The sequence below is a fragment of the Streptomyces sp. NPDC040622 genome, assembly GCF_055593965.1.
Map to the genome: position 1 here is coordinate 101,364 of NZ_JBVIXD010000016.1, position 19,812 is coordinate 121,175.

Sequence of the window (19,812 nt, forward strand, 5' to 3'; positions counted from 1 at the left end):
TTCGCCCCCGCACGGGCCCGCCCGGCATCATGGCTCCTCGAATCACAATGAAGTATGCGAAAAGGGGCGAGGCACACATGGCGCGCATCCTGACCGTCTGGGTCCTGACCAGAACCGTCCTGCTGCTCTGCGTCCTGCGCCTGCTCACGGCCCCGGGCCCGGACGTGACCAGCGACGTCTCCGTCATCTACCAGGGCTGGTACGAGATCCTGCGCACCGGCACCTTCCCGCTCGACGACGTCACCTGGCAGTACCCGCCGGCCGCGGCCCTCGCGATCCTCTCCCCCGGCCTGCTGCCCTTTCTCGGCTACGAGTCGGCCTTCTTCGTCCTCGCCCTGCTCTGCGACGCGGCGGTGTGCGGGCTGCTCGTGCACGCGGCCCGGCGCCCCGGCACGTCGGCCGGGGGCGCCTGGGTGTGGGTCGTGGGCGTGGCCCTGCTCGGGCCGATCGTGTACGCGCGCTACGACGTGATGGTGGTGGCCGTCGCGGTGGCCGCGCTGCTCGCCGGGGCGCGGCACCCGCGGACCATGGGCGTGCTCGTGGGGTTCGGGGCGCTGCTCAAGGTGTGGCCGGTGCTGCTGCTCGTCGGCACGCCGCGCGGGCGGGCGACCCGGCGGTCCTGGAGCACGGCGGCGGGCACGGCCGCCGCCCTCACGCTGGCGTTCCTGGTGGCGATGCCGGGGGCGCTCGCGTTCCTCACCTTCCAGCGCGACCGGGGCACCGAGGTGGAGTCGCTCGGCGCCCTCGTCCTGCACGTGGCGCGCCACGTCGGCTGGCAGGGCGAGGTGCGGCTCAACTACGGCTCGGTGGAGTTCCTGGGCCCGTACGTCCCGCTGGTGAGCACGGCGGCGCAGGCCCTGACGGCGGCGGCCTTCTGCTGGCTGCTCCTGTGGCGGCTGCGCGCCCGCGCCTGGTCGGCGAGCACGCCGGCGGACGCGGCCTTCGTGGCCGTGCTGCTCTTCACCGCCACGAGCCGGGTGATCAGCCCGCAGTACATGCTCTGGCTGGTCGGGACCGCCGCCGTCTGCCTGGCGTTCCGCGGCACCCGCATGGCCGTCCCTGCGCGCCTCGTCCTCGCGGCCACGTTCGTGACGTTCCTGGAGTTCCCCGTGTGGTTCTCGCACGTGGTGGCCAGCGATCCGCTGGGGGTGGCCCTGCTGTTCGTGCGCAACGGCCTGCTGGTCGTGGCGACCCTGCTGGCCTGCCGGAACCTGTGGCGCCAGGCGGTGTCCGAGCCGCGCGGGGCCCCGCAGCCGGTCCCCGGACGGGTCAGCCAAGCTCCGCACGCAGATACGTACGCCAGCGCGCCGTGAAGTCCGCGGTCGTCGTGTCCAGGACGTCCCGCAGCGCGTCCGCGACCGAGCCCGCCCGCTTCTTGTGGGCGCCCACCGCCCGGTAGAACTCCGTCAGCTTCCGCTCGCCCCACTGCTCCGCGATCATCCGGCAGGCCAGCCAGGAGCCCTCGTACGCGCCCGCGAGCCGTTCCGCGTCCCCGCCGAAGCCGAAGTCCTCGTCCTTGGGGAGCGCGCCGGGCAGCTGCCCGCGCTGCACCGCCCGCCGCAGTTCGGGGGCGGCCTGCGCCGCGGTGCGCCCCGTGCCCCGGTAGCCCACCCAGTCCGCGAGGCCCTCGGAGAGCCACAGCGGGGTGGCCGCGGAGGTGTCGGCGCGGGTCGCGACGTGCGTCGCCTCGTGGGTGAGGACGACCTGCTTGCCGAAGTCGCCGAGGACCCCGTACGCCTCGGGGTTGACGATGATCCGGTCGGCGGGTGCCCGGCCCGACCCGCCCGTCTCGCCCGTGGTGACCGCCGCGATCCCCCGGTAGCCGGAGGCGGGCGCCCCGAGCAGCCCCGCCATGCCGTCCAGGGACCGGGGCACGAGGACGACGACCCGCCCCGGCCACTTCCCCGGCCAGGCGTCCCGCACCAGGGGCACCGCACGGTCGGCGAGCTCACGGTGGACGCGCAGCTCGGCGGCGCTCTGCCCGACGCCGAGGACGAGGCTGCGCTCGCTCCGCTCGGCGCGCACGCGCCCCTGGTCCCAGAGCTGTTCGCCGGACTTCTTCGCGGGCCGCTCGCCGGTGACGTACCAGCGCTTGGCGCGCCGTTCCAGGGTGAGGGTGCGCGCGGCGGTGACCGGCGCGCGGTCGTAGCCCTTGACGCGGTAGTGGAGTTCGGCGCTCGCCGTGGCCTCGTCTCCGGAGCGGTCGAGGCGGGTCAGCCGGTAGTCCCAGGAGTCCAGCGGGACGTCGCGGACGTGCCCGAAGAGGTCGGGGGTGCCCTTCGCGGGCCGCTCGGTCCCGTCGTACGCCTTCTCGTCCCCGTCGAGGACGGCCTGCGCACGCCGGTCGAGGAGCCTGCGCACGTCGTCGGCCGCGGTGTCGGGGACCGGATCGGCGCCGCACCCGGCGAGCACGGCGAGGCAGAGCGCGACGCACAGCGCCACCACCCACGACCCACGCCTGTGACCAGCCACCTTCCTGATCGTACGGGGCGCGGGCGGCCGGTGGCCGGTCAGATCCGCGTCACGGAGGAGACCGGCATCATGCCGACGGGGTCGTAGCGGACCGGCGCACCGGGGTAGGGGGCGTGCACCACCTGGCCGTTGCCCATGTACATCCCGATGTGGCTGGCGTCGTCGCGGTAGGCGACGAGGTCGCCGGGCTGTGCCTCGGAGAGGGACACCTGGCGCCCGGCGTACCGCTGCGCCTGCGAGGTGCGCGGCAGACCGACGCCCGCCTGCGCGTACGACCACTGGGTCAGGCCCGAGCAGTCGAAGCCGGAGGGGCCGTTGGCGCCCCACACGTAGGGCTTGCCGACCGCGGAGCGGGCGGCGGCGATCGCCGCGGCGGCCCGCGAGGAGGACGGGGCGCCGCCGAGGGCGGGCAGGTCGGTGCGGTCGGCGCCGGAGCGCGAGGACCGGTCGTAGGCGTCGCGCTCCTCGTTCGGCAGGGAGTTGAGCAGCCGTCTGGCCTTGGCCAGTTTGTGTTCGACGGTGCGCTTGTGGCGGGCGACGGCGGTACGGCTCTTCTCCAGCTCGGCGAGCTGCCGGCTCGCCTCGGCGCGCTGCTGGGAGAGGCTGCGCTGGGCCCGCTGCAGATCGGCCAGTTCGCCCGCCTGCCGGGCGCTGACGCGGTCCATGACCGAGGCCCGCTCCAGGTAGCCGTCCGGGTCGGAGGAGAGCATCAGGGCCAGCGAGGGGTCGATGCCGCCGGAGCGGTACTGCGCCCCGGCGAGCGAACCGAGCGCGCCACGCATCCGGTTGATGCGCTCCTGGCCGCGCGCGACGCTGTCCTTGGCCCGCCCGACCTGCGCGCGCAGCTTGTCCGCGCGCTCGTCGGCCTTGTTGTACGACTCCGTCGCCTGCTCGGCCTGCTCGTAGAGCCGGTCCACCTTGGCGCGGGTGTCGGACGGCTTGTCCTGCGGCGCGGCGCCTGCGGGCGCGGCACCGAGGGCCGCCGCCGCGGTGGCCGCTGCCGCTGAAAGGACGGTCACGCGCGTGCTCCGGTCGAGACCGGGCTGTGCGGGACGGCGATGAGACCCCACGGGAAGCCGCTCTCCCTTCCGCTGACGACCCCCGGCCGTCCGGGGGAATGCGCGCTGACAGTAGCCGCGCGGCCACGGTGCGCCAAAGACCCGAAGGGGCGCGGAAAGGGGGCGGACAGCCCGACGCCCCGCTTCAGACGCAGGTCATCAACGGGGCGTGGGGTCAGCGGGAGTTGCCGTAATTCGCCCGTTTGGGCGGTGTCGGCACGGCGTTGACGCCGGGGGTGGCGGTGCGGGTCAGATGCGGACGCCGAACTGGAAGGAGCCCAGGTACGACATCGACTCGTAGCGCACCACGGCGCCGGGCTTCGGGGCGTGCAGCACCTGGCCGTTGCCGGCGTAGAAGCCGACGTGCGCGAGGTTGTTGAAGAACACCAGGTCGCCGGGCTTGAGCTCGCTGCGGCCTATCTTCGTGCCGTCGTTCTGCTGCGTGTACGTGGTCCGGGTGATGGAGACGCCGGCCTGCGAGTACGCCCACTGGGTGAGCCCGGAGCAGTCGTAGGAGTTGGGGCCCGTGCCGCCGGAGACGTACGGCTTGCCGAGCTGGGTGGCGGCGGCGCTCAGGGCGGCGGCGCCGCGGCCGGAGGCGGGCGCCTCGTCGCCGAGGTCGGCGCGCTTGTCGGCGGAGCGGCTCGCGCGCTGCTGCTCCTTGGCGGCCATGGCCGCCTTCTCCTTGGCGGTCAGCGTGTTGAGGAGCTTCTGCGCCTCGCCGAGCTTGCCCTGGACTTCCTTCTTCTTCTTGCCGAGCTCCGTGCGGGTGTCCGCGAGGTCGTCCAGCTTGCCCGCGGCCTCCTTGCGCTGCTGCGCGAGGTCCCGCTGCTTCTTCTGGATCTTCTTCAGCGACTCGACCTGCTGGCTGCTCAGCTGGTCGAGCGTGGACGCCTTGTCGAGGTAGTTGTCCGGGTCGGAGGAGAGGAAGAGCTGCAGGGAGGGGTCGATGCCGCCGGAGCGGTACTGGGCGCTGGCCATCGAACCGAGGCCGTCGCGCAGGTCGTTGAGCTCCTCCTGGCCGCGGGCGACCTTGTCCTGGAGATCGCCGATCTGCTTCTCGAGCTTCTCCTGCTTCTCCTTGGCCCCGTTGTACTTGTCGGTGGCCCGCTCGGCATCCTCGTAGAGCTTGTCGACCTTGGACTTGACCTCGTCCTTGCTCGGCTTCGGCGCGGCCTGGGCGGCGCCCTGCGAGGTGAGGGCCACGGCAGCGGCGGCGGTCGCGGTGAGCACGGTCACGCGGGTGCGGCTCGGCTGCTTGGGTCGACGGTGGGACGCCACGAAGGCGGCTCCTTCTTCCTCCAGCCGCCTACCGAGACCCGGTGGGCGGGTACCGCCGCCGTCACCCCGGATGGGTGATCAACCGAGCGGAGGTTCGAGGCGAGACATTAGTGACCTTCTTGTGATCAGTTCAAATCTCATCGGCAAAAAACCGGTCGCGAAGCGCATTCTTTACCGATAACGCACAGCCAGTAATGATCTTCTGGCGCTACGTCACATCCGGTGACGCTCAATTCGGGCATAGGGCCCAGGAGTTACGCGAGACCCCTTAGCCCCGCGAAAGCCCCGTCCGTCAGCCCCGCGAGAGCCTCTTCAGGAGCACCACCGAAGCCACCGGGCGCGCCCCGGCCTTGGCGATCCCGTCGGCCACCTCGCGGTCGGTCGAGACGACGACCACGGGCCGCCCCGGCGGCTCCGCCCGCACCAGCTGACGGATCAACTCATCGGCGGTGACACCGGGCTTGGAGAACAGCACCCGCACCCCGCGCGGCGGCGCGAGGAGCACCGGCGCCGCCAGCTCCGCGCCGTCGAAGACGCAGGTGACCTCGGCGCCCGACTGCAGGGCGAGCTGCGAGAGCGAGCCGAGCAGCCGCAGCCGCTGCTTCTCCAGCGGCATGGTCGGATAGCCCGTCTTGGTGACGTTGTAGCCGTCGACCACCAGGTGTGCCTGCGGCAGCGCGAGGAGCTGGTCGAGGATGGCCGGATCGTTCTCGGACAGGGCGCGGGCGGCGATGTCCTTGGGCGACATCCGACCCGGCTCCACGGCGTCCACGGTCTCCGCGGGCCGCACCGAGACGGGCGGCAGCGCCAGCTCGCGCCGCAGCCCCTGGGCGGCGTCGAGGACCGTGTCGAGCAGCAGCCGCAGCCGCATGTCCTCGACGCTGCGTCCCTCGCGCGCCGCCCTGCGGCTGGCCTCCAGGGCCGCCTCGGTCTCGCCGAGCCGCGCCTTGAGCCGCCGTGTCTCGCTCTCGGCGGCGGACACCTGGGCCTGTCCCTCGGCGCGCACGGCCTCGGCCTCGGCGGCGGCCTTGCGCAGCGCGGCCTCGCCCCGCTTGACGTCGCTGAGCGCGCCGCGCAGCTTGCGGTGCACCGCTTCGGCTTCCCTGCGCGCCGCTTCGAGCTCCACGCGCAGCCGCTCGGTCTCCGCCTTGGTCTGGCCGCGGGCGGCGGCGAGTTCTTCCCGCAGCCGCTCCAGCTCCGCCCTGGTCTCGTCGTCGACGCGCTCGGCGTCGGCCCGCTGGGCCTCCTCGCCCGCGGCGGTGACCAGCTTCACCCAGCCCGCGGGGCGCAGCACATAGGCGGCGGCCGCCACGTCCTGGGGGTCGGCGGCGGGGGGCGGCGAGCCCGCGTCCAGGGCGCCGGCGAGCTCGGGCTGCACCTCCCTGAGGCGTTCGCCGATGCGCTGGCGGAAGAGGGTGTCGTTCTCCACCGCCGCCGCCATGGCGTTCGCCGCGAACTTCGCACGCCGGGTGGGCGTGAAGCGCGCGTACTGCCGCAGCTGGGCGGGCAATTCGGCCAGGGTGAGACCGCCGAAACCGTCCGAGACGATCTGGACGACCCGCCGGCGCACCCCGTCGGGCAGCGGGCGGTCGAGCACCTCAGCGGCGCCGTCGTCCGGCTCCCCGCCTGCGCTCTCCACCATCCGTCACCCCACTAGCTGTGCGGGCCCCGCTCCTTCAGGAGTCGGCGCCCGGCCTGTCCACGAGTTCGACCTGATCCACCGCGTTGCACCACCGGCAGCGCACCGACTCGATGGTCTCACTGACCACCTCTCGTTCCTCGACGTTCGACTCTCCGGCCAGGTCGAGATGGACATACTCGACGACCTTGGAGCTGCGGGTCACGTCGAAACGCGTGAGATTGCCGCACAGCGTGCAGCGCCACCGGGTGGTGGCGGTCGGCAGGGGAACCGTCATCGTGGCTCTTCGCTTTCTTCGGAGACTTGTCCGTCGACGTCTTCGGCGACCGAGTTGCCCACGCGGGATTCCGCGGCGCGTAGTGCCCGTAACCCTAAGGCCTGTAAGGGGCGCCATGCTGCGCCCTCCGACGCGGCATGGCGATCTGTGCGCGTAGCGCCCGTTACGTCATGCTCTGTTCATGATCCACACATGGGGTTCGAAGGCGGGCCGGCTGCTCAGGGGGCAGTCCGCCCCGGTGACGTACGGGCTGATCGCCGTCTGCTGCCTGGTCTTCGTCGTCTCCCCCGTGTCCGGGTTCAACCCCGTCTACGGCAAGGGTGACGAGCTGCTGGCGGCGCAGCAGGCCTACTTCGAGCGGTGGGGAGTGGTACCCGTCGAACTGTTCAGCGGGGTCCCGCGCGCCGCCCTCGGACCGTTCACCGCTCTCTTCGTGCACGGAAGCTGGCTGCATCTGCTCGGGAACATGATGTTCTTGTACGTGTTCGGGGCCATGGTCGAGGAACGCATGGGACACCTCCTGTACGCGCTCTTCTACGTCTGCTGCGGATATCTCGCCCTGCTGGCCTACGCGGCCGCGCACGCGGGCTCCGACCAGACGCTCGTGGGAGCGTCCGGAGCGATCTCCGCCGTCCTCGGTGCTTTCCTCTATCTCTTCCCGCAAGCTCGCGTCACCAGCCTCTTCCCCTTCCTCTTCTTCCTGCCGCTGCGTTTCCCTGCGTGGGTGGTGCTGCCGTTCTGGGTGACGCTGCAGTGGCTGGCGGCGGGGCAGGGCGGCAAGGGGACGGGTGTGGCGTACCTGGCGCACCTGGTGGGTTTCTCGCTCGGGTTCCTCTTCGCGTGGGGGTGGTGCGTGCGGCAGCACAGGGGGTCGCGGAGCACGTCCGTGCGCGCGCCGGAGCGGGAGACGGGAGGGCTAGAGTGAAAGGCACAGCACCGGCCACCGAGGGAGACAGCCAGCCGTGATCACCGCGATCGTGCTCATCAAGACCAGCGTGGACCGGATCCCGGAGATCGCCGAGTCGATCGCCGCGCTCGACTCCGTCAGCGAGGTCTTCTCCGTGACCGGCACGTACGACCTGATCGCGATGGTGCGCGTGGCCCGCCACGACGACCTCGCGGACGTCATCCCGGGCCGGATCAGCAAGATCCCCGGCGTCGAGGGCACCGACACGCACGTCGCCTTCCGCACGTACTCGCAGCACGACCTGGAAGCGGCCTTCGCGATCGGCCTCGACTCCTAGGCACGCTCCCCCGCCGTCCCGCCCGCCGGGTCGGTCCTCGTACGCACGGGCCCTGACGAGGGTTTCTTCCTCAGCGCCTCATCCTGGCGGTGCACCGCGACGGCCACCCTCGCTGTCATGGTCTTCTCCCACCGCATGGCCGCCCTGGCCGCCGTCGTGGCGATTCCGCTGGGCATCACCGCGACCAGCTACGCCCTCACCGACCGGCCCGAGCAGCCCGAGGCCCCGCCCGAGGCGGAGCTGGAGAGCGGCTCGCCCTCCTCGCCACCGGGCGCGCCCCGGCCCTCCCCCAGCGACGAGAAGGTGTCCCCACCTCCGGTGAGCGAGACTCCCTCGGACGATGGCCATGACGCCAGCGCCGACGACGGCCGGGGCGAGCGCGACGACGACGGGCCCGGAGACGACGGCTGAGCCCCGGCGCCGCCGGATACCGGCCCGTGTCCGCGTCCTGCTGTGGCTGCTCGTCGTGATGGCCGTCGCGCTCGGCGCGGTCGCGGCCACCACCCGCTCGGTCCTGCTCCGCGACGTCGAGCACCGCATCGACCGCCTCCTGGCCCAGGAGACCGGCGAGTTCACCAAACCTCGCGCGCGAGGGCGTCGGCCCGCACACGGGTGAGAGGTTCACCGACCCCGACGAGGAACTCCTCGGCCTGGTCGGCCGCTCCGGCCGGGCGCCCGCCAAGAAGCAGCAGTCCCGCGAGCCGCGCATCGACCACCCGCCGGCCGAGGACCCCGCCGCGATGAGGGCCGTCTTCGCGTCCCCCGACGCGACCGGCACGCTCCACCGCGACCGGGGCGAGATCCGCTGGGCGAAGGGGGAGATCGGGGCGGGCGAGGGCCACCCGGCGGCCGCGTTCGTCGTGGCCATCCACCCGGCGGGCGAACGGGCCAAGGCCGCCGACGTGTTCACCGTGCTGCCCGCCATCTCGGGCGTCGCGCTCCCGATGGCGACGGCCATCGGCCGGGCCGTCGCCGGACGCGTCCTGGTCGGCTGTGGCGACCCGGGCACGTCGGACGGCGGCACGGGCGCCCTGCAGGCCCTCGGCGCCCTCCTCCTGGACGCCGACGGCTGGGAACCGGGACCCGGCGGGCGGGAGTTGACGCGCCTGAGCCGCATCGACGCGAGCGGCCTCGACGCGCGCCTCGCGCACACCGGGATCCGCGTCGCCTGCGGCCCCTTCAACGTGCTGTGCGGTGAGCGCGGCGTCGCCCGCGTCTTCGGCCCGCAGAAGGGCGCGACCCCCACTCAGGTCGAACAGCTGACCGCCGCCCTGGAGCACTGGGCGCACATCCTCACGCGGGACCTGCGCGTACGCGCCGACCTGTGCACGGGCGCGTCGGGCGGCCTGGGCACCGGACTCGCCGCGCTCGGCGCCGCCCTCCTGCCCCGTTTCGACGTCCTGCTCGACGGAGTCGGCCTGGACGGCAGGCTCGCCCGCGCCGACCTGGTCATCACCGCCGAGGGCGCCCCGGACCACCGGACGCCGCGCGGCGATCCCCGCCGAGGTGGCCCGGCGCGCACACGGTCCGCGCGCTGGGCGTGGACGCCTGCAGCGCCATCCTGCCCGCCCCGGTCCCGCCGACCGAGGCGCTCGGCAGGGGCGGCGAGTTCCTCACCGACGCGGCCGAGCGGACCGTGCGGATGATCCGGCTCGGGTCACGGCTGCTGTCTCCGGCTCAGGCGGCGGCGCTGGTGTCCGGCACGCAACGCCCGTCCTCGGTGCGGTAGTTCCACCGCGCTCCGTCGGCGACCAGTTCCTTGACGGCGCGCACGAAACGCTCGACGTGCTCGTCGGGGGTGCCCGCGCCGAAGCTCACGCGGATGGCGTTCAGGGACTTCTCGCCGGGCGCGGCCTCGGGGGCACCGCACTCGCCGGGCTCGTCGGGCTCGCTGCCGAGCAGGGTGCGCACCAGCGGGTGGGCGCAGAAGAGGCCGTCCCGCACGCCGATGCCGTACTCGGCGGAGAGCGCGGCGGCGAAGTGCGAGCTGTTCCAGCCGTCCACGACGAAGGAGATGACGCCCACGCGCGGCGCGTCGTCGCCGAACAGCGAGAGGACCCGCACCTGCGGCACCTCGGCGAGGCCCTCGCGGACCTTCCCGATGAGGTACTGCTCGCGAGCGACGAGGTCGTCGAAGCCCGCCTCGGTGAGCGCCTTGCAGGCGGCGGCGATCGAGTACACGCCGATGACGTTGGGCGAACCGGCCTCGTGGCGGGCCGCGGTGTCGTGCCACTCCACGTCGACGCCGCCGTCGGCGCGGCGCGCCACCTTCCGCGAGGCCCCGCCGCCGGCCAGGTAGGGCTCGGCGTCACGCAGCCAGTCGGAGCGGCCCGCGAGGACGCCCGAGCCGAAGGGCGCGTACAGCTTGTGGCCGGAGAAGGCGACCCAGTCGACGTCCAACTCGTCGATGGAGACGGGGTGGTGGGGCGCGAGCTGCGCGGCGTCCAGGACGATCCGGGCGCCGTGCGCGTGGGCGGCGGCGGCCAGCTCGCGCACCGGCCAGAGCTCACCGGTGACGTTCGAGGCGCCGGTCACGCACACCAGGGCGGGGCCGTAGGGGTCGCGCTCCGCGAGGGCGCGCTCCAGGGTCTGCACGGCCTCGCCGGGCGTGCGCGGCGCGTTGAGGTAGGTGACGCGGGCGTCGCGCCACGGCAGGAGCGAGGCGTGGTGCTCGGTCTCGAAGACGAAGACCTGGCAGTCGGCGGGCAGCGCGGCGGCCAGCAGGTTCAGCGAGTCGGTGGTGGAGCGGGTGAAGACGACCTGGTCGCCGTCGCGGCAGCCGAGGAACGCGGCGACGGTCTCGCGGGAGTTCTCGAAGAGGTCGGTGGAGAGCTGCGAGAGGTAGCCGGCCCCGCGGTGCACGCTGCCGTAGTAGGGCGCGTACGCCGCCACGTCGTCCCAGACCCGCTGCAGCGCCGGGGCGCTCGCCGCGTAGTCGAGCGCCGCGTACGTCACCTCGCCACCGGTGACCAGCGGAACGGTGACGTCCCTGCCGAGGACGGCCAGCGGGGCGCAGACGGACGGGTCGACGGCAACGGCGGAAACAGACATGGCGAACTCCCGTGAGAGACAAGTGAGTTCACTGCGACGACAGCGGCACGACAGGGGTGCGGCGGTGCAGTGATGAAGAGAAGAAGGGTGTGCGGAAAGGGGCCGAAGGCCCTAGCACATTCGCTTGCTCACGAGACTGCTCCCTTGAGGACCAGGACCCCAGGGTTGAGAGGGGTCCGCGCTTGCCATACGCCTCGCTGCGCACGGCCTGGTCTTCACCCGGGGCACCCCGCCACGGACGGAGGGTTGCCGGACAGCGGGCCGGGGCCGTAGTCGCTGTCACTCATGACCTGTGCAGCATCCTGCCACACGATCTTCGGCGCGCAAGGCGCAGTCCAGATTCCGGACTGCGCCGTGCGTCACACCGGAGGGTTCTCCTCAGCGGTTGCTCGCGGACACCCAGCGCTCCAGGGCCCGCTTCGCGGCGCCCGAGTCGATCGCCTGCGCCGCCCTGACCATCTGGGCGCGCAACTGCTCCACCAGGGGCTCGTCGGTCGGCCTCAGGGCCACCAGGGCCGCCGCGGAGTTCAGCAGCACCGCGTCCCGCACCGGCCCGCTCTCCCCGTCCAGCAGCCGCAGCGCCACCTCCGCGTTGTACGAGGCGTCGGCGCCCCGCAGCGCCTCGACCGGCACCACGTCGATGCCGACGTCACGCGGGTCGAAGGCCTCCTCGCGCACCGCGCCGTCCCGCACCGTCCAGACCCGGGACGTCGCCGTCGTCGTCAGCTCGTCGAGCCCGTCGTCGCCGCGGAAGACGAGCGAGGAGTTGCCGCGCTCGGCGAAGACGCCGGCCACGACGGGCGCCATCTTGGGGTCGGCGACACCGACGGCCTGGGCCCGCACCTGGGCGGGGTTGGTGAGCGGGCCGAGGAGGTTGAAGACGGTCCTGATCCCCAGCTGGCTGCGCGCGCCGCCCGCGTGGCGCAGCGCGGGGTGGAACTTCACGGCGAAGCAGAACGTGATGCCGGCCTCGTCCGCGACCTCGACGACCCGCTGCGGGGTGAGGTCCAGATTGACGCCGAGCTTCTCCAGGACGTCGGAGGCGCCGGACGCGCTGGAGGCGGCGCGGTTGCCGTGCTTGACGACCTTCGCGCCCGTGCCCGCGACGACGATCGCCGACATGGTCGAGATGTTGACGGTCTTGGCGCCGTCGCCGCCGGTGCCCACGATGTCGACGCTCGGGCCCGGCACGTCGATGACGTTGGCGTGCGCGTACATGGCGCGGACGAGTCCGGAGATCTCCTCGACGGTCTCGCCCTTGGCCCGCAGGGCGACCACGAAGGCCGCGATCTGCGCGTCGGTGGCCTCGCCCCGCATGATGCGGTCCATGGCCCAGGCCGTGTCGTCCGCGCTCTGGTCGCGCCCGTCGAGCAGGCCGTTCAGCACGTCGGGCCAGGAACGGTCCGCCGCGGTGTCGCCTCCTGCGGGGGTCACAGCGCTCATAGCCGCTCCTGGTCTTCGTCCGTGGGTGACAAGGGCCCCCGCACAGGGGGTGGCACCACCCTATCCAGCGTCCGGGACGGCAAAGAGCCCCGTCCATGCAATGGACGGGGCTCCTGCCGTGGCGACCTTGTGGTCAGAGCTCGTGGAGCTCGGTTTGATCAGTGGTGGCCGTGGCCGCTCGTGATCTCCTTGTACTCCTCGGCGGTGGGCTTGGGGATCTGGTTGTCCTCCCCGAAGTAGCCCTTGGAGAGCTTCGCCCGGAGCTTCTGCGAACCGGACAGCTTGCGCTCGACACCGTTCTCGTCGACCGCGGGGCCGATCTCGACCGGCTTGTACTGCTCGTGCGCCGTGAGCGTGTGCAGCTGCTCCTGGCTGAGCGGCTCGTGGACCTCGATGAACTCACCGTGCGGCAGGCGCTTGATGATGCCCGACTCGCGGCCGTGCAGCACCTTGTCCTTGTCGCGCCGCTGCAGACCCAGACAGATCCGCTTGGTGACGATGAAGGCGAGGACCGGACCGACGAAGAAGCCGATCCGCACGAACCAGGTGATCGCGTTCAGCGACAGGTGGAAGTGGGTGGCCCACAGGTCGTTGCCACCACCGACCAGCATGACCATGTACGCCGTGATCCAGGCGACACCGAAGGCCGTACGGGTCGGGGCGTTGCGCGGGCGGTCCAGGATGTGGTGCTCGCGCTTGTCGCCGGTGACCCAGGACTCGATGAACGGGTAGACCGCGATGGCCACGAGGACCAGCGGGAAGACCACGACCAGCGGGATGAACACGCCCAGGGCGAGCGTGTGGCCCCAGAGGTTGATCTCCCAGCCCGGCATCACACGGATCAGACCCTCGGCGAAGCCCATGTACCAGTCCGGCTGGGCGCCCGTGGACACCTGATCCGGCCGGTAGGGGCCGATGGCCCAGATCGGGTTGATCGAGGCGATCGCCGCGATGACCGCGATGACACCGAAGACCAGGAAGAAGAAGCCTCCGGCCTTGGCCATGTACACCGGCAGCAGCGGCATGCCGACGACGTTCTTGTTGGTCTTGCCGGGGCCCGCGTACTGCGTGTGCTTGTGGTAGAAGACCAGGATCAGGTGCGCCACCACGAGGCCGAGCATGATGCCCGGCAGCAGCAGGATGTGGACCGAGTAGAACCGCGCCACGAAGTCGCCGCCGGGGAACTCCCCGCCGAACAGGAACATCGAGATGTACGTGCCGACGATCGGCATCGACAGGATGGCGCCCTGCATGAAGCGGACGCCGGTTCCCGAGAGCAGGTCGTCCGGGAGCGAGTAACCGGTGAAGCCGGTGAACATGCCGAGGACGAACAGCAGGAAGCCGAAGAGCCAGTTGACCTCGCGGGGCTTGCGGAACGCACCCGTGAAGAACACGCGCATCATGTGCACGAACATGCCGGCGAGGAAGATCAGCGCCGCCCAGTGGTGGATCTGCCGGATCAGCAGACCACCGCGCACATCGAAGGAGATGTGCATGGTCGAGTTGAACGCCTCCGACATCAGCTGTCCCTGCATCGGGATGTAGCTGCCGGAGTACTCCACCTCGTTCATCGACGGGTGGAAGAACAGCGTCAGGTACACACCCGTGAGGATGATGATGATGAAGCTGTACAGGCAGATCTCGCCGAGCATGAAGGACCAGTGGTCCGGAAAGATCTTGCGCATGTTGGCCTTGGCCAGGGAGTAGATCCCCAGCCGGCCGTCGGCCCAGTCCGCGACGCGCTCGCCCGCGGGGGCTTGCTTGCGGTTGTCGTTCGAAGAAGTGGTGGTGCTCATCCGCGCTCCCAGAAGGCAGGACCGACGGGCTCTTCGAAGTCGCCGAGCGCCTCGAGGTAGCCCTTTTCGTTCACGCCGATGCGCAGCTGCGGCAGGGCGTGACCAGCCGGGCCGAAGATCACTCGGGCACCGTCGGAGAGATCGAAGGTGGACTGGTGGCACGGGCAGAGGACGTGGTGCGTCTGCTGCTCGTACAGGGAGATCGGGCAGCCCACGTGGGTGCAGATCTTGGAGTACGCCACGATGCCCTCGTGCGACCACTCCAGCTCGCGCTTGTCCTTGATGTTCTCCGGCTGGATCCGGACGATCATCAGGGCGGCCTTGGCGATCTGGGTCTGGAAGTCGTGGTCGTGCTCCGACATGCCCTCGGGCATGGCGAAGGTCAGCGAACCGACCTGCACGTCCGCGGGACGCAGCGGCTCGTGCGTGTTCATGTTCACGAGCATCTTGCCCTTGGCCCACTTGGTGTGCCGGAGCTTGTCCTCGGGCAGCGGCCCGAGGTCACGCAGCAGGACGACACCGGAGAGCGGGACCAGGGCCAGCGCGCCGAACATCGTGTTGCGGATCAGCTTGCGCCGACCGAAACCCGACTCCGCGGCGCCCTGCTTGAAGTCCTCCATGACCTTGGCACGGACCTCGGGCTCCGCCGCGATCTCGTGCCGCTCGTCGGCCATCTCCACGTCGGACATCAGGGTGCGGGCCCAGTGGACCGCGCCCGCGCCGATGCAGAACAGCGCCACGCCGAGGGTCAGGCCCAGGGCGAAGTTCAGGCCGCTGATGTGCCCGATCGGGAAGACGTAGATGCTCTTGTCGGCCGGGATCGCCACGTACGAGGCGATGAAGCCGACCGTCGCGATCATCGAGAGCGTGAACAGGAAGGCCACGGCACGCTCGGACCGCTTGGCGGCCCGCTCGTCGATGTCCTGGACGCGGTGCTCGTGGGGCGGCAGCCCCGGGTCGGCGAACGGGTTCTCCTCCGTGACCGCCACCGAGCCGTGCTCGGTCTCCTGCTTGCTGGGCAGGTTCTCTTCTGGAATCTCTTGGCTACTCATGACTTCTTGGCCTTTGCGGTCCGAGCGGCGACCCACACGGCGACCGCGATCAGCGAACCGAGACCGAAGATCCAGCCGAAGAGGCCTTCACTGACCGGACCCAGACCGCCCAGCTTGAGACCGCCAGGGCTCTCGGTCTTCTCACCGTTGACCGCGTCGAGGTACGCGATGATGTCCTTCTTGTTCTTCTCCGGCATCGTGGTGTCGGGGAAGGACGGCATGTTCTGCGGGCCGGTCTGCATGGCCTCGTAGATGTGCTTCGGGGAGACACCCTCCAACGAAGGCGCGAACTTGCCGTGCGTCAACGCGCCACCTTCACCGGTGAAGTTGTGGCACTGGGCGCAGTTGGTGCGGAAGAGCTCGCCACCCTTGGCGATGTCCGCACCGTCCGGGCTGTACTGCTTCTCGGTCGGGACCGAGGGACCGGCACCCAGCGACGAGATGTACGCCGCCAGCTGGTCGATCTGGGCCTGGTTGTAGATGACCTTCTTCTTCGGCGCCTGGGCGCCCTGCTGCTGGAGCGGCATGCGCCCGGTGCCGACCTGGAAGTCGACAGCCGCGGCGCCCACGCCGACCAGGCTCGGACCGTCGGAGGAGCCCTGACCGCCGGTTCCGTGGCAGCTGGAGCAGCCCACGGCGTAGAGCTTCTTGCCCTCGTCGATGGCGAGGGACTGGGCGGTGTCGTCGGCCTGCGCCTTGTCCGCCGGCGCGAACGCGGCGTACAGCCCCCCGGTGGCCGCCAGCGCGAGGAGTAGGACGACGACCGCCGCCAGCGGATGGCGTCGTCGTGCGGAGAGCTTTTTCACGGATTACCCCGGTGTCAGGATCTTCTGCGTCGATGCTGCTGGAATGTTCGGATGCGTCGCGTCAGCGACCTGCCGATTACTTGATCATGTAGATCGTGGCGAAGAGGCCGATCCAGACCACATCGACGAAGTGCCAGTAGTAGGACACGACGATGGCTGCGGTCGCCTGCTCGTGGGTGAACCTCCTGGCCGCGTAGGTGCGGCCGAGGACCAGCAGGAAGGCGATCAGGCCGCCCGTCACGTGCAGTCCGTGGAAGCCGGTGGTCAGGTAGAAGACCGAGCCGTAGGGGTCCGACGAGAGCGAGAGGCCCTCGTGCTTGACCAGCTCGGTGTATTCGTACACCTGACCGCCGATGAAGATCGCACCCATGATGAAGGTGACGATGAACCACATCCGGAGCTTCTTCACGTCTCCGCGTTCAGCGGCGAACACGCCTAGCTGACACGTGAGAGAGGAGAGCACCAGGATCGTGGTGTTCGTCGCTGAGAACGGGAAGTTCAGGGCCGAGGCCATTTCCTTCCAGTGATCAGGACCTGTCACCGATCGCAGGGTGAAGTACATCGCGAAGAGGGCCGCGAAGAACATCAGCTCGGAACTCAACCAGATGATGGTTCCGACGCTGGTGAGGTTCGGTCGATTGACCGGCGGGTGCGCGTGCCCGGTATCTACTGTCGTTGCTGTCGCCACGACCGACATTATGTCGGTCGCTTATCCCGCCCTCACCCCGGGGGGTGCCGTTCGGAGTGTCTACGGGGTGTGTCCAGCCCGGATGGCCCATCGGAGGCCTGTCCGAAGCGGTGTTGACGGGGTGTCGGGAGGAGTAGCATCCGCGCATCGGTTCCGCACTGCACAGCACTGCTCAACGTACGGACGTACTGGAGGAACAATGCAGCCGACCGCCACGGTGCTGGTCTACAGCGACAACGCGAGCACGCGCGAGCAAGTCCGGTTGGCCACGGGCCGCAGGCCGGCCACGGACGTTCCCGAGGTCCAGTTCGTCGAGTGCGCCACCCCGCACGCGGTCATCAAGGAGCTGGACCACGGCGGCATCGACGTCTGTGTGCTGGACGGCGAGGCGGCGCCCGCGGGCGGCATGGGCGTCTGCCGCCAGATCAAGGACGAGGTCTTCCAGGCCCCGCCCGTGCTGCTGCTGATCGGGCGCCCGCAGGACGCCTGGCTGGCCACCTGGAGCCGGGCCGAGGCCGCGGTCACCCTGCCGGTCGAGCCGGTGGAGTTCGCGAACGCACTGGCCGCGCTGCTCCGCAGCAAGCAGGCCGTGGAGGCCTGAGGCCCGCTCGAGCCCCACTGGACTGCGGCGTTTCTCACGAGATCGCACGAGAGGGGCCCGCGCCGTTCGGCGCGGGCCCCTCTCGTGCGTCCCTGAGAGCCGCTCTGCGGGATCGCTAGACCCGCGGCCGCAGCCTGGCCGCGTCGACCGCCGCGGGGCCGTCCTTGGTGCCGGAGAGCAGCTCGCTGCCCTTGCGCCACTTCTTCCAGCTCATGTTCCAGTCGCCGAGGCCGTTGCCGAAGGTCGGCATGTCCTCGCCGTAGCTGTTCACGACCTCCACCAGGTCGCCCTGGCGCACGGTCTCGTAGAACCAGGCGGCGTCGCCGGTGCTCATGCCGGTGCAGCCGTGGCTGGTGTTCGCATAGCCCTGGGAGCCCACCGACCAGGGCGCGGCGTGCACGTACTCGCCGGAGTCGGTGACCCGCGTCGCGTAGTAGACCTGCTTGTCGTAGAAGTCCGATGCGCCGATGCTGGCGCTGGTCATCCGTACGGAGTACTCCTTGCCCAGCACGACCTTGACGCCGTTGCGCGTGGAGTAGCCGGGCTTGCCCGTGGTCACCGGCATGGAGTTGATCTCCTCGCCGTTGCGGTAGACCGTCATGTAGTGCGACGAGGCGTCCGTGACGGCTTCCACGCGGTCGCCGATGGTGAGCTTCAGCGGCTTGGTCTCGGCGCCCCAGAGCTTGTCCTTGATCTTGAGGCCCTCGAGGTTGCTGGAGACGTTCACCTTCGCGTTCGCGGGCCAGTACTCCCGCGGGCGGTAGTGCAGCGTCTCGCTGTCCACCCAGTACCAGGACCCCTCGGTCGCGGGCACCGAACGGACCTTCAGGGCGCGCTCGACGATCGCCCGGGCCTTCTTGCCCTTCACCGGGGTGCTGAGCGAGGCCGTGACGGGCTGTCCGACGCCGTACGTGCCCTTGTCGGGGCCGAAGGTGACCTTCAGCCGCTTCTTCTTGGCGGGGGCAGTGGTGTCGAAGGTCATGACCTTGCGGCCGGGTGCGCCTTCCTCGTCCTCGGCGCTCACCCGCACCGTGTAGTGGGCGCCCGCCGCCAGCGGGGTGGTGCTGTGCCACCGGGCGCCGTCGGCGGCGAGTTCGCCCGCCACGTAGCGCCCCATCGCATCGGTGGCCGTCACATCGGTGATGCGCCCGTCCTCGCCCTGGGCGGTTACCTCGAGGGGCTTGTCCGGGTCCGCCTTCTGACTGCCCACGGGGCCGTTGAAGGCGATCTGGCCGGCCGCGTCGTACGGCTTCGCCGAGAGCGGATGGCCGTCGGAGCTGCCGCAGGCCGAGGTTCCCGCACCGAGGGCGGCCACCAGCATCGTGCAGCTCAGTACCGTGCGAATTCGCGGTGAGTGGCTCATAAACACACGGTATGAAGGTTCATCAGCTCCGGCGCGGCGAGTGACCCGTCCGAGGGTGTGTCGGTACGCCGAAGGGCCCGGACGCTCCGTTTCGGAGTGTCCGGGCCCTTCGGGTGCGTCGGGAACTACAGACTCACTGGGTCTGGTTCTCGCCGCGGTAGTACTCGAAGACCCAGCCCCACAGGCCGATCAGGATGATCGGGGCCGAGAAGTACAGCAGCCACCAGCCGAAGACGACGCCCATGAAGGCGAGCGCGCCACCGACGGCCAGCGAGAGCGGCTGCCAGCTGTGCGGGCTGAAGAAGCCCACCTCGCCGGCCTCGTCCGCGACGTCGGCCTCCGTGTTGTCCTGTGCCGAGGCGTCGACCCGCCGGGCCGTGAAGGCCAGGTAGTAGCCGATCATGATGCACAGGCCGAAGGCCAGGAAGAGCGCCGTGGTACCGGCGGGCTCCTTCGACCACACGCCATAGACGATCGCCATGGCGAGGACGAAGACGCTCAGCCAGATGAACATCTTGCCCTGGATCTTCACTTGCCGGCCTCCTTGCCGCCCGCGAGCGCAGCCTTTTCTGCGGACCCGACACCGTGCTCCTCGAGGTGGTCGAGGGCCGCGATCTCAGGGTGGTGCAGGTCGAACGCCGGCGATTCCGAGCGGATGCGCGGCAGCGTGAGGAAGTTGTGCCGCGGCGGCGGGCAGGACGTCGCCCACTCGAGCGAGCGGCCGTAGCCCCACGGGTCGTCGACCTCGACCTTCTTGCCGTACTTGGCCGTCTTCCAGACGTTGTAGAAGAACGGCAGGATCGACAGGCCGAGCAGGAACGAGCAGATCGTCGAGATCGTGTTCAGCGCGGTGAAGCCGTCGGCGTCCAGGTAGTCCGCGTAGCGGCGCGGCATGCCCTCGGCACCCAGCCAGTGCTGGACGAGGAAGGTGCCGTGGAAACCGACGAAGAGCGTCCAGAAGGTGATCTTGCCGAGCTTCTCGTCGAGCATCTTGCCGGTGAACTTCGGCCACCAGAAGTGGAAGCCGGAGAACATCGCGAA

The 19,812-nt window shown here is 70.6% G+C and carries 20 protein-coding genes, 1 pseudogene and 1 riboswitch; of the genes and pseudogenes, 7 read left to right on the forward strand and 14 right to left on the reverse strand.

What is annotated here, in order from left to right:
• The first annotated feature begins 77 nt into the window (after window positions 1-77).
• Window positions 78-1,313, forward strand: coding sequence for a glycosyltransferase 87 family protein (locus ACZ592_RS35890; RefSeq protein ID WP_471585913.1), 1,236 nt, complete (start codon window positions 78-80; stop codon window positions 1,311-1,313).
• Here the strand turns inward: ACZ592_RS35890 and ACZ592_RS35895 are convergent.
• The 5 genes from ACZ592_RS35895 to ACZ592_RS35915 form a co-directional block, all read right to left on the reverse strand.
• Complete coding sequence (locus tag ACZ592_RS35895) at window positions 1,270-2,472, reverse strand: hypothetical protein (RefSeq protein WP_471585914.1); 1,203 nt, start codon at window positions 2,470-2,472, stop codon at window positions 1,270-1,272. The two genes, ACZ592_RS35890 and ACZ592_RS35895, sit on opposite strands and share 44 nt — an antisense overlap.
• A gap of 38 nt (window positions 2,473-2,510) precedes the next feature.
• Complete coding sequence (locus ACZ592_RS35900; RefSeq protein ID WP_471585915.1) at window positions 2,511-3,542, reverse strand: C40 family peptidase; 1,032 nt, start codon at window positions 3,540-3,542, stop codon at window positions 2,511-2,513.
• A gap of 237 nt (window positions 3,543-3,779) precedes the next feature.
• Window positions 3,780-4,811: a C40 family peptidase gene (locus tag ACZ592_RS35905; RefSeq protein ID WP_471585916.1), complete on the reverse strand. Its 1,032-nt coding sequence runs from the start codon at window positions 4,809-4,811 to the stop codon at window positions 3,780-3,782.
• Window positions 4,812-5,103: 292 nt separating this feature from the next.
• Window positions 5,104-6,453 carry an NYN domain-containing protein gene (locus ACZ592_RS35910; protein WP_471585917.1) on the reverse strand — a complete coding sequence of 450 codons (1,350 nt, stop codon included), beginning with the start codon at window positions 6,451-6,453 and terminating at the stop codon, window positions 5,104-5,106.
• Between the two features lie 34 nt (window positions 6,454-6,487).
• Window positions 6,488-6,727 carry a hypothetical protein gene (locus ACZ592_RS35915; RefSeq protein ID WP_055566221.1) on the reverse strand — a complete coding sequence of 80 codons (240 nt, stop codon included), beginning with the start codon at window positions 6,725-6,727 and terminating at the stop codon, window positions 6,488-6,490.
• A 181-nt stretch (window positions 6,728-6,908) separates the two neighbouring features.
• Here ACZ592_RS35915 and ACZ592_RS35920 point away from each other — a divergent pair, with 181 nt between their 5' ends.
• The 5 genes and pseudogenes from ACZ592_RS35920 to ACZ592_RS35940 form a co-directional block, all read left to right on the forward strand.
• Window positions 6,909-7,652 carry a rhomboid family intramembrane serine protease gene (locus ACZ592_RS35920; protein ID WP_471585918.1) on the forward strand — a complete coding sequence of 248 codons (744 nt, stop codon included), beginning with the start codon at window positions 6,909-6,911 and terminating at the stop codon, window positions 7,650-7,652.
• A 37-nt stretch (window positions 7,653-7,689) separates the two neighbouring features.
• The gene (locus ACZ592_RS35925) at window positions 7,690-7,971 is read left to right on the forward strand and encodes an Lrp/AsnC family transcriptional regulator (protein WP_161699606.1); all 282 of its coding nucleotides are present in this window, start codon (window positions 7,690-7,692) and stop codon (window positions 7,969-7,971) included.
• Between the two features lie 117 nt (window positions 7,972-8,088).
• Window positions 8,089-8,382 (forward strand): small secreted hydrophilic protein, encoded by a 294-nt coding sequence (locus tag ACZ592_RS35930; RefSeq protein ID WP_471585919.1) that lies wholly within the window; start codon window positions 8,089-8,091, stop codon window positions 8,380-8,382.
• Complete coding sequence (locus ACZ592_RS35935) at window positions 8,318-8,587, forward strand: hypothetical protein (protein ID WP_471585920.1); 270 nt, start codon at window positions 8,318-8,320, stop codon at window positions 8,585-8,587. The genes ACZ592_RS35930 and ACZ592_RS35935 overlap by 65 nt, the downstream gene beginning before the upstream one ends.
• A 355-nt stretch (window positions 8,588-8,942) precedes the next feature.
• Window positions 8,943-9,700 (forward strand): annotated as a pseudogene (locus tag ACZ592_RS35940) (glycerate kinase); the annotation flags it as partial.
• Here the strand turns inward: ACZ592_RS35940 and ACZ592_RS35945 are convergent.
• From ACZ592_RS35945 to ctaE, 6 genes are all read right to left on the reverse strand, one after another.
• Window positions 9,649-11,022 (reverse strand): aminotransferase class V-fold PLP-dependent enzyme, encoded by a 1,374-nt coding sequence (locus ACZ592_RS35945; RefSeq protein ID WP_471585921.1) that lies wholly within the window; start codon window positions 11,020-11,022, stop codon window positions 9,649-9,651. The pseudogene ACZ592_RS35940 and the gene ACZ592_RS35945 overlap by 52 nt on opposite strands.
• A 173-nt stretch (window positions 11,023-11,195) precedes the next feature.
• A riboswitch (SAM riboswitch) is annotated at window positions 11,196-11,313 on the reverse strand.
• 87 nt (window positions 11,314-11,400) lie between these two features.
• Window positions 11,401-12,465 carry an anthranilate phosphoribosyltransferase gene (gene trpD / locus ACZ592_RS35950; RefSeq protein WP_471585922.1) on the reverse strand — a complete coding sequence of 355 codons (1,065 nt, stop codon included), beginning with the start codon at window positions 12,463-12,465 and terminating at the stop codon, window positions 11,401-11,403.
• Between the two features lie 158 nt (window positions 12,466-12,623).
• A complete protein-coding gene (gene qcrB / locus ACZ592_RS35955; protein ID WP_471585923.1) occupies window positions 12,624-14,261 on the reverse strand; it encodes a cytochrome bc1 complex cytochrome b subunit in 1,638 nt (545 codons plus the stop codon).
• Window positions 14,258-15,313, reverse strand: coding sequence for a cytochrome bc1 complex Rieske iron-sulfur subunit (gene qcrA / locus ACZ592_RS35960; protein WP_471585924.1), 1,056 nt, complete (start codon window positions 15,311-15,313; stop codon window positions 14,258-14,260). The genes qcrB and qcrA overlap by 4 nt, the downstream gene beginning before the upstream one ends.
• On the reverse strand, window positions 15,310-16,119 hold the full coding sequence (gene qcrC / locus ACZ592_RS35965) for a cytochrome bc1 complex diheme cytochrome c subunit (RefSeq protein WP_361730142.1): 810 nt from the start codon (window positions 16,117-16,119) through the stop codon (window positions 15,310-15,312). The genes qcrA and qcrC overlap by 4 nt, the downstream gene beginning before the upstream one ends.
• Window positions 16,120-16,195: 76 nt before the next feature.
• Window positions 16,196-16,816, reverse strand: coding sequence for an aa3-type cytochrome oxidase subunit III (ctaE, locus tag ACZ592_RS35970; protein ID WP_055566234.1), 621 nt, complete (start codon window positions 16,814-16,816; stop codon window positions 16,196-16,198).
• Between the two features lie 190 nt (window positions 16,817-17,006).
• On the opposite strand from ctaE, the gene ACZ592_RS35975 reads away from it, so the two are divergent.
• Window positions 17,007-17,408, forward strand: coding sequence for a hypothetical protein (locus ACZ592_RS35975; RefSeq protein ID WP_471585925.1), 402 nt, complete (start codon window positions 17,007-17,009; stop codon window positions 17,406-17,408).
• 115 nt (window positions 17,409-17,523) lie between these two features.
• Here the strand turns inward: ACZ592_RS35975 and ACZ592_RS35980 are convergent, their stop codons facing one another.
• From ACZ592_RS35980 to ACZ592_RS35990, 3 genes are all read right to left on the reverse strand, one after another.
• The gene (locus tag ACZ592_RS35980; RefSeq protein ID WP_471585926.1) at window positions 17,524-18,771 is read right to left on the reverse strand and encodes a L,D-transpeptidase; all 1,248 of its coding nucleotides are present in this window, start codon (window positions 18,769-18,771) and stop codon (window positions 17,524-17,526) included.
• 133 nt (window positions 18,772-18,904) lie between these two features.
• Entirely contained in the window at window positions 18,905-19,303 is a 399-nt protein-coding gene (locus tag ACZ592_RS35985; RefSeq protein ID WP_471585927.1) for a cytochrome c oxidase subunit 4, read from the reverse strand.
• Window positions 19,300-19,812: cbb3-type cytochrome c oxidase subunit I (locus ACZ592_RS35990; protein WP_471585928.1), on the reverse strand; the 513-nt coding region annotated here is incomplete at its 5' end. The genes ACZ592_RS35990 and ACZ592_RS35985, both read right to left, overlap by 4 nt.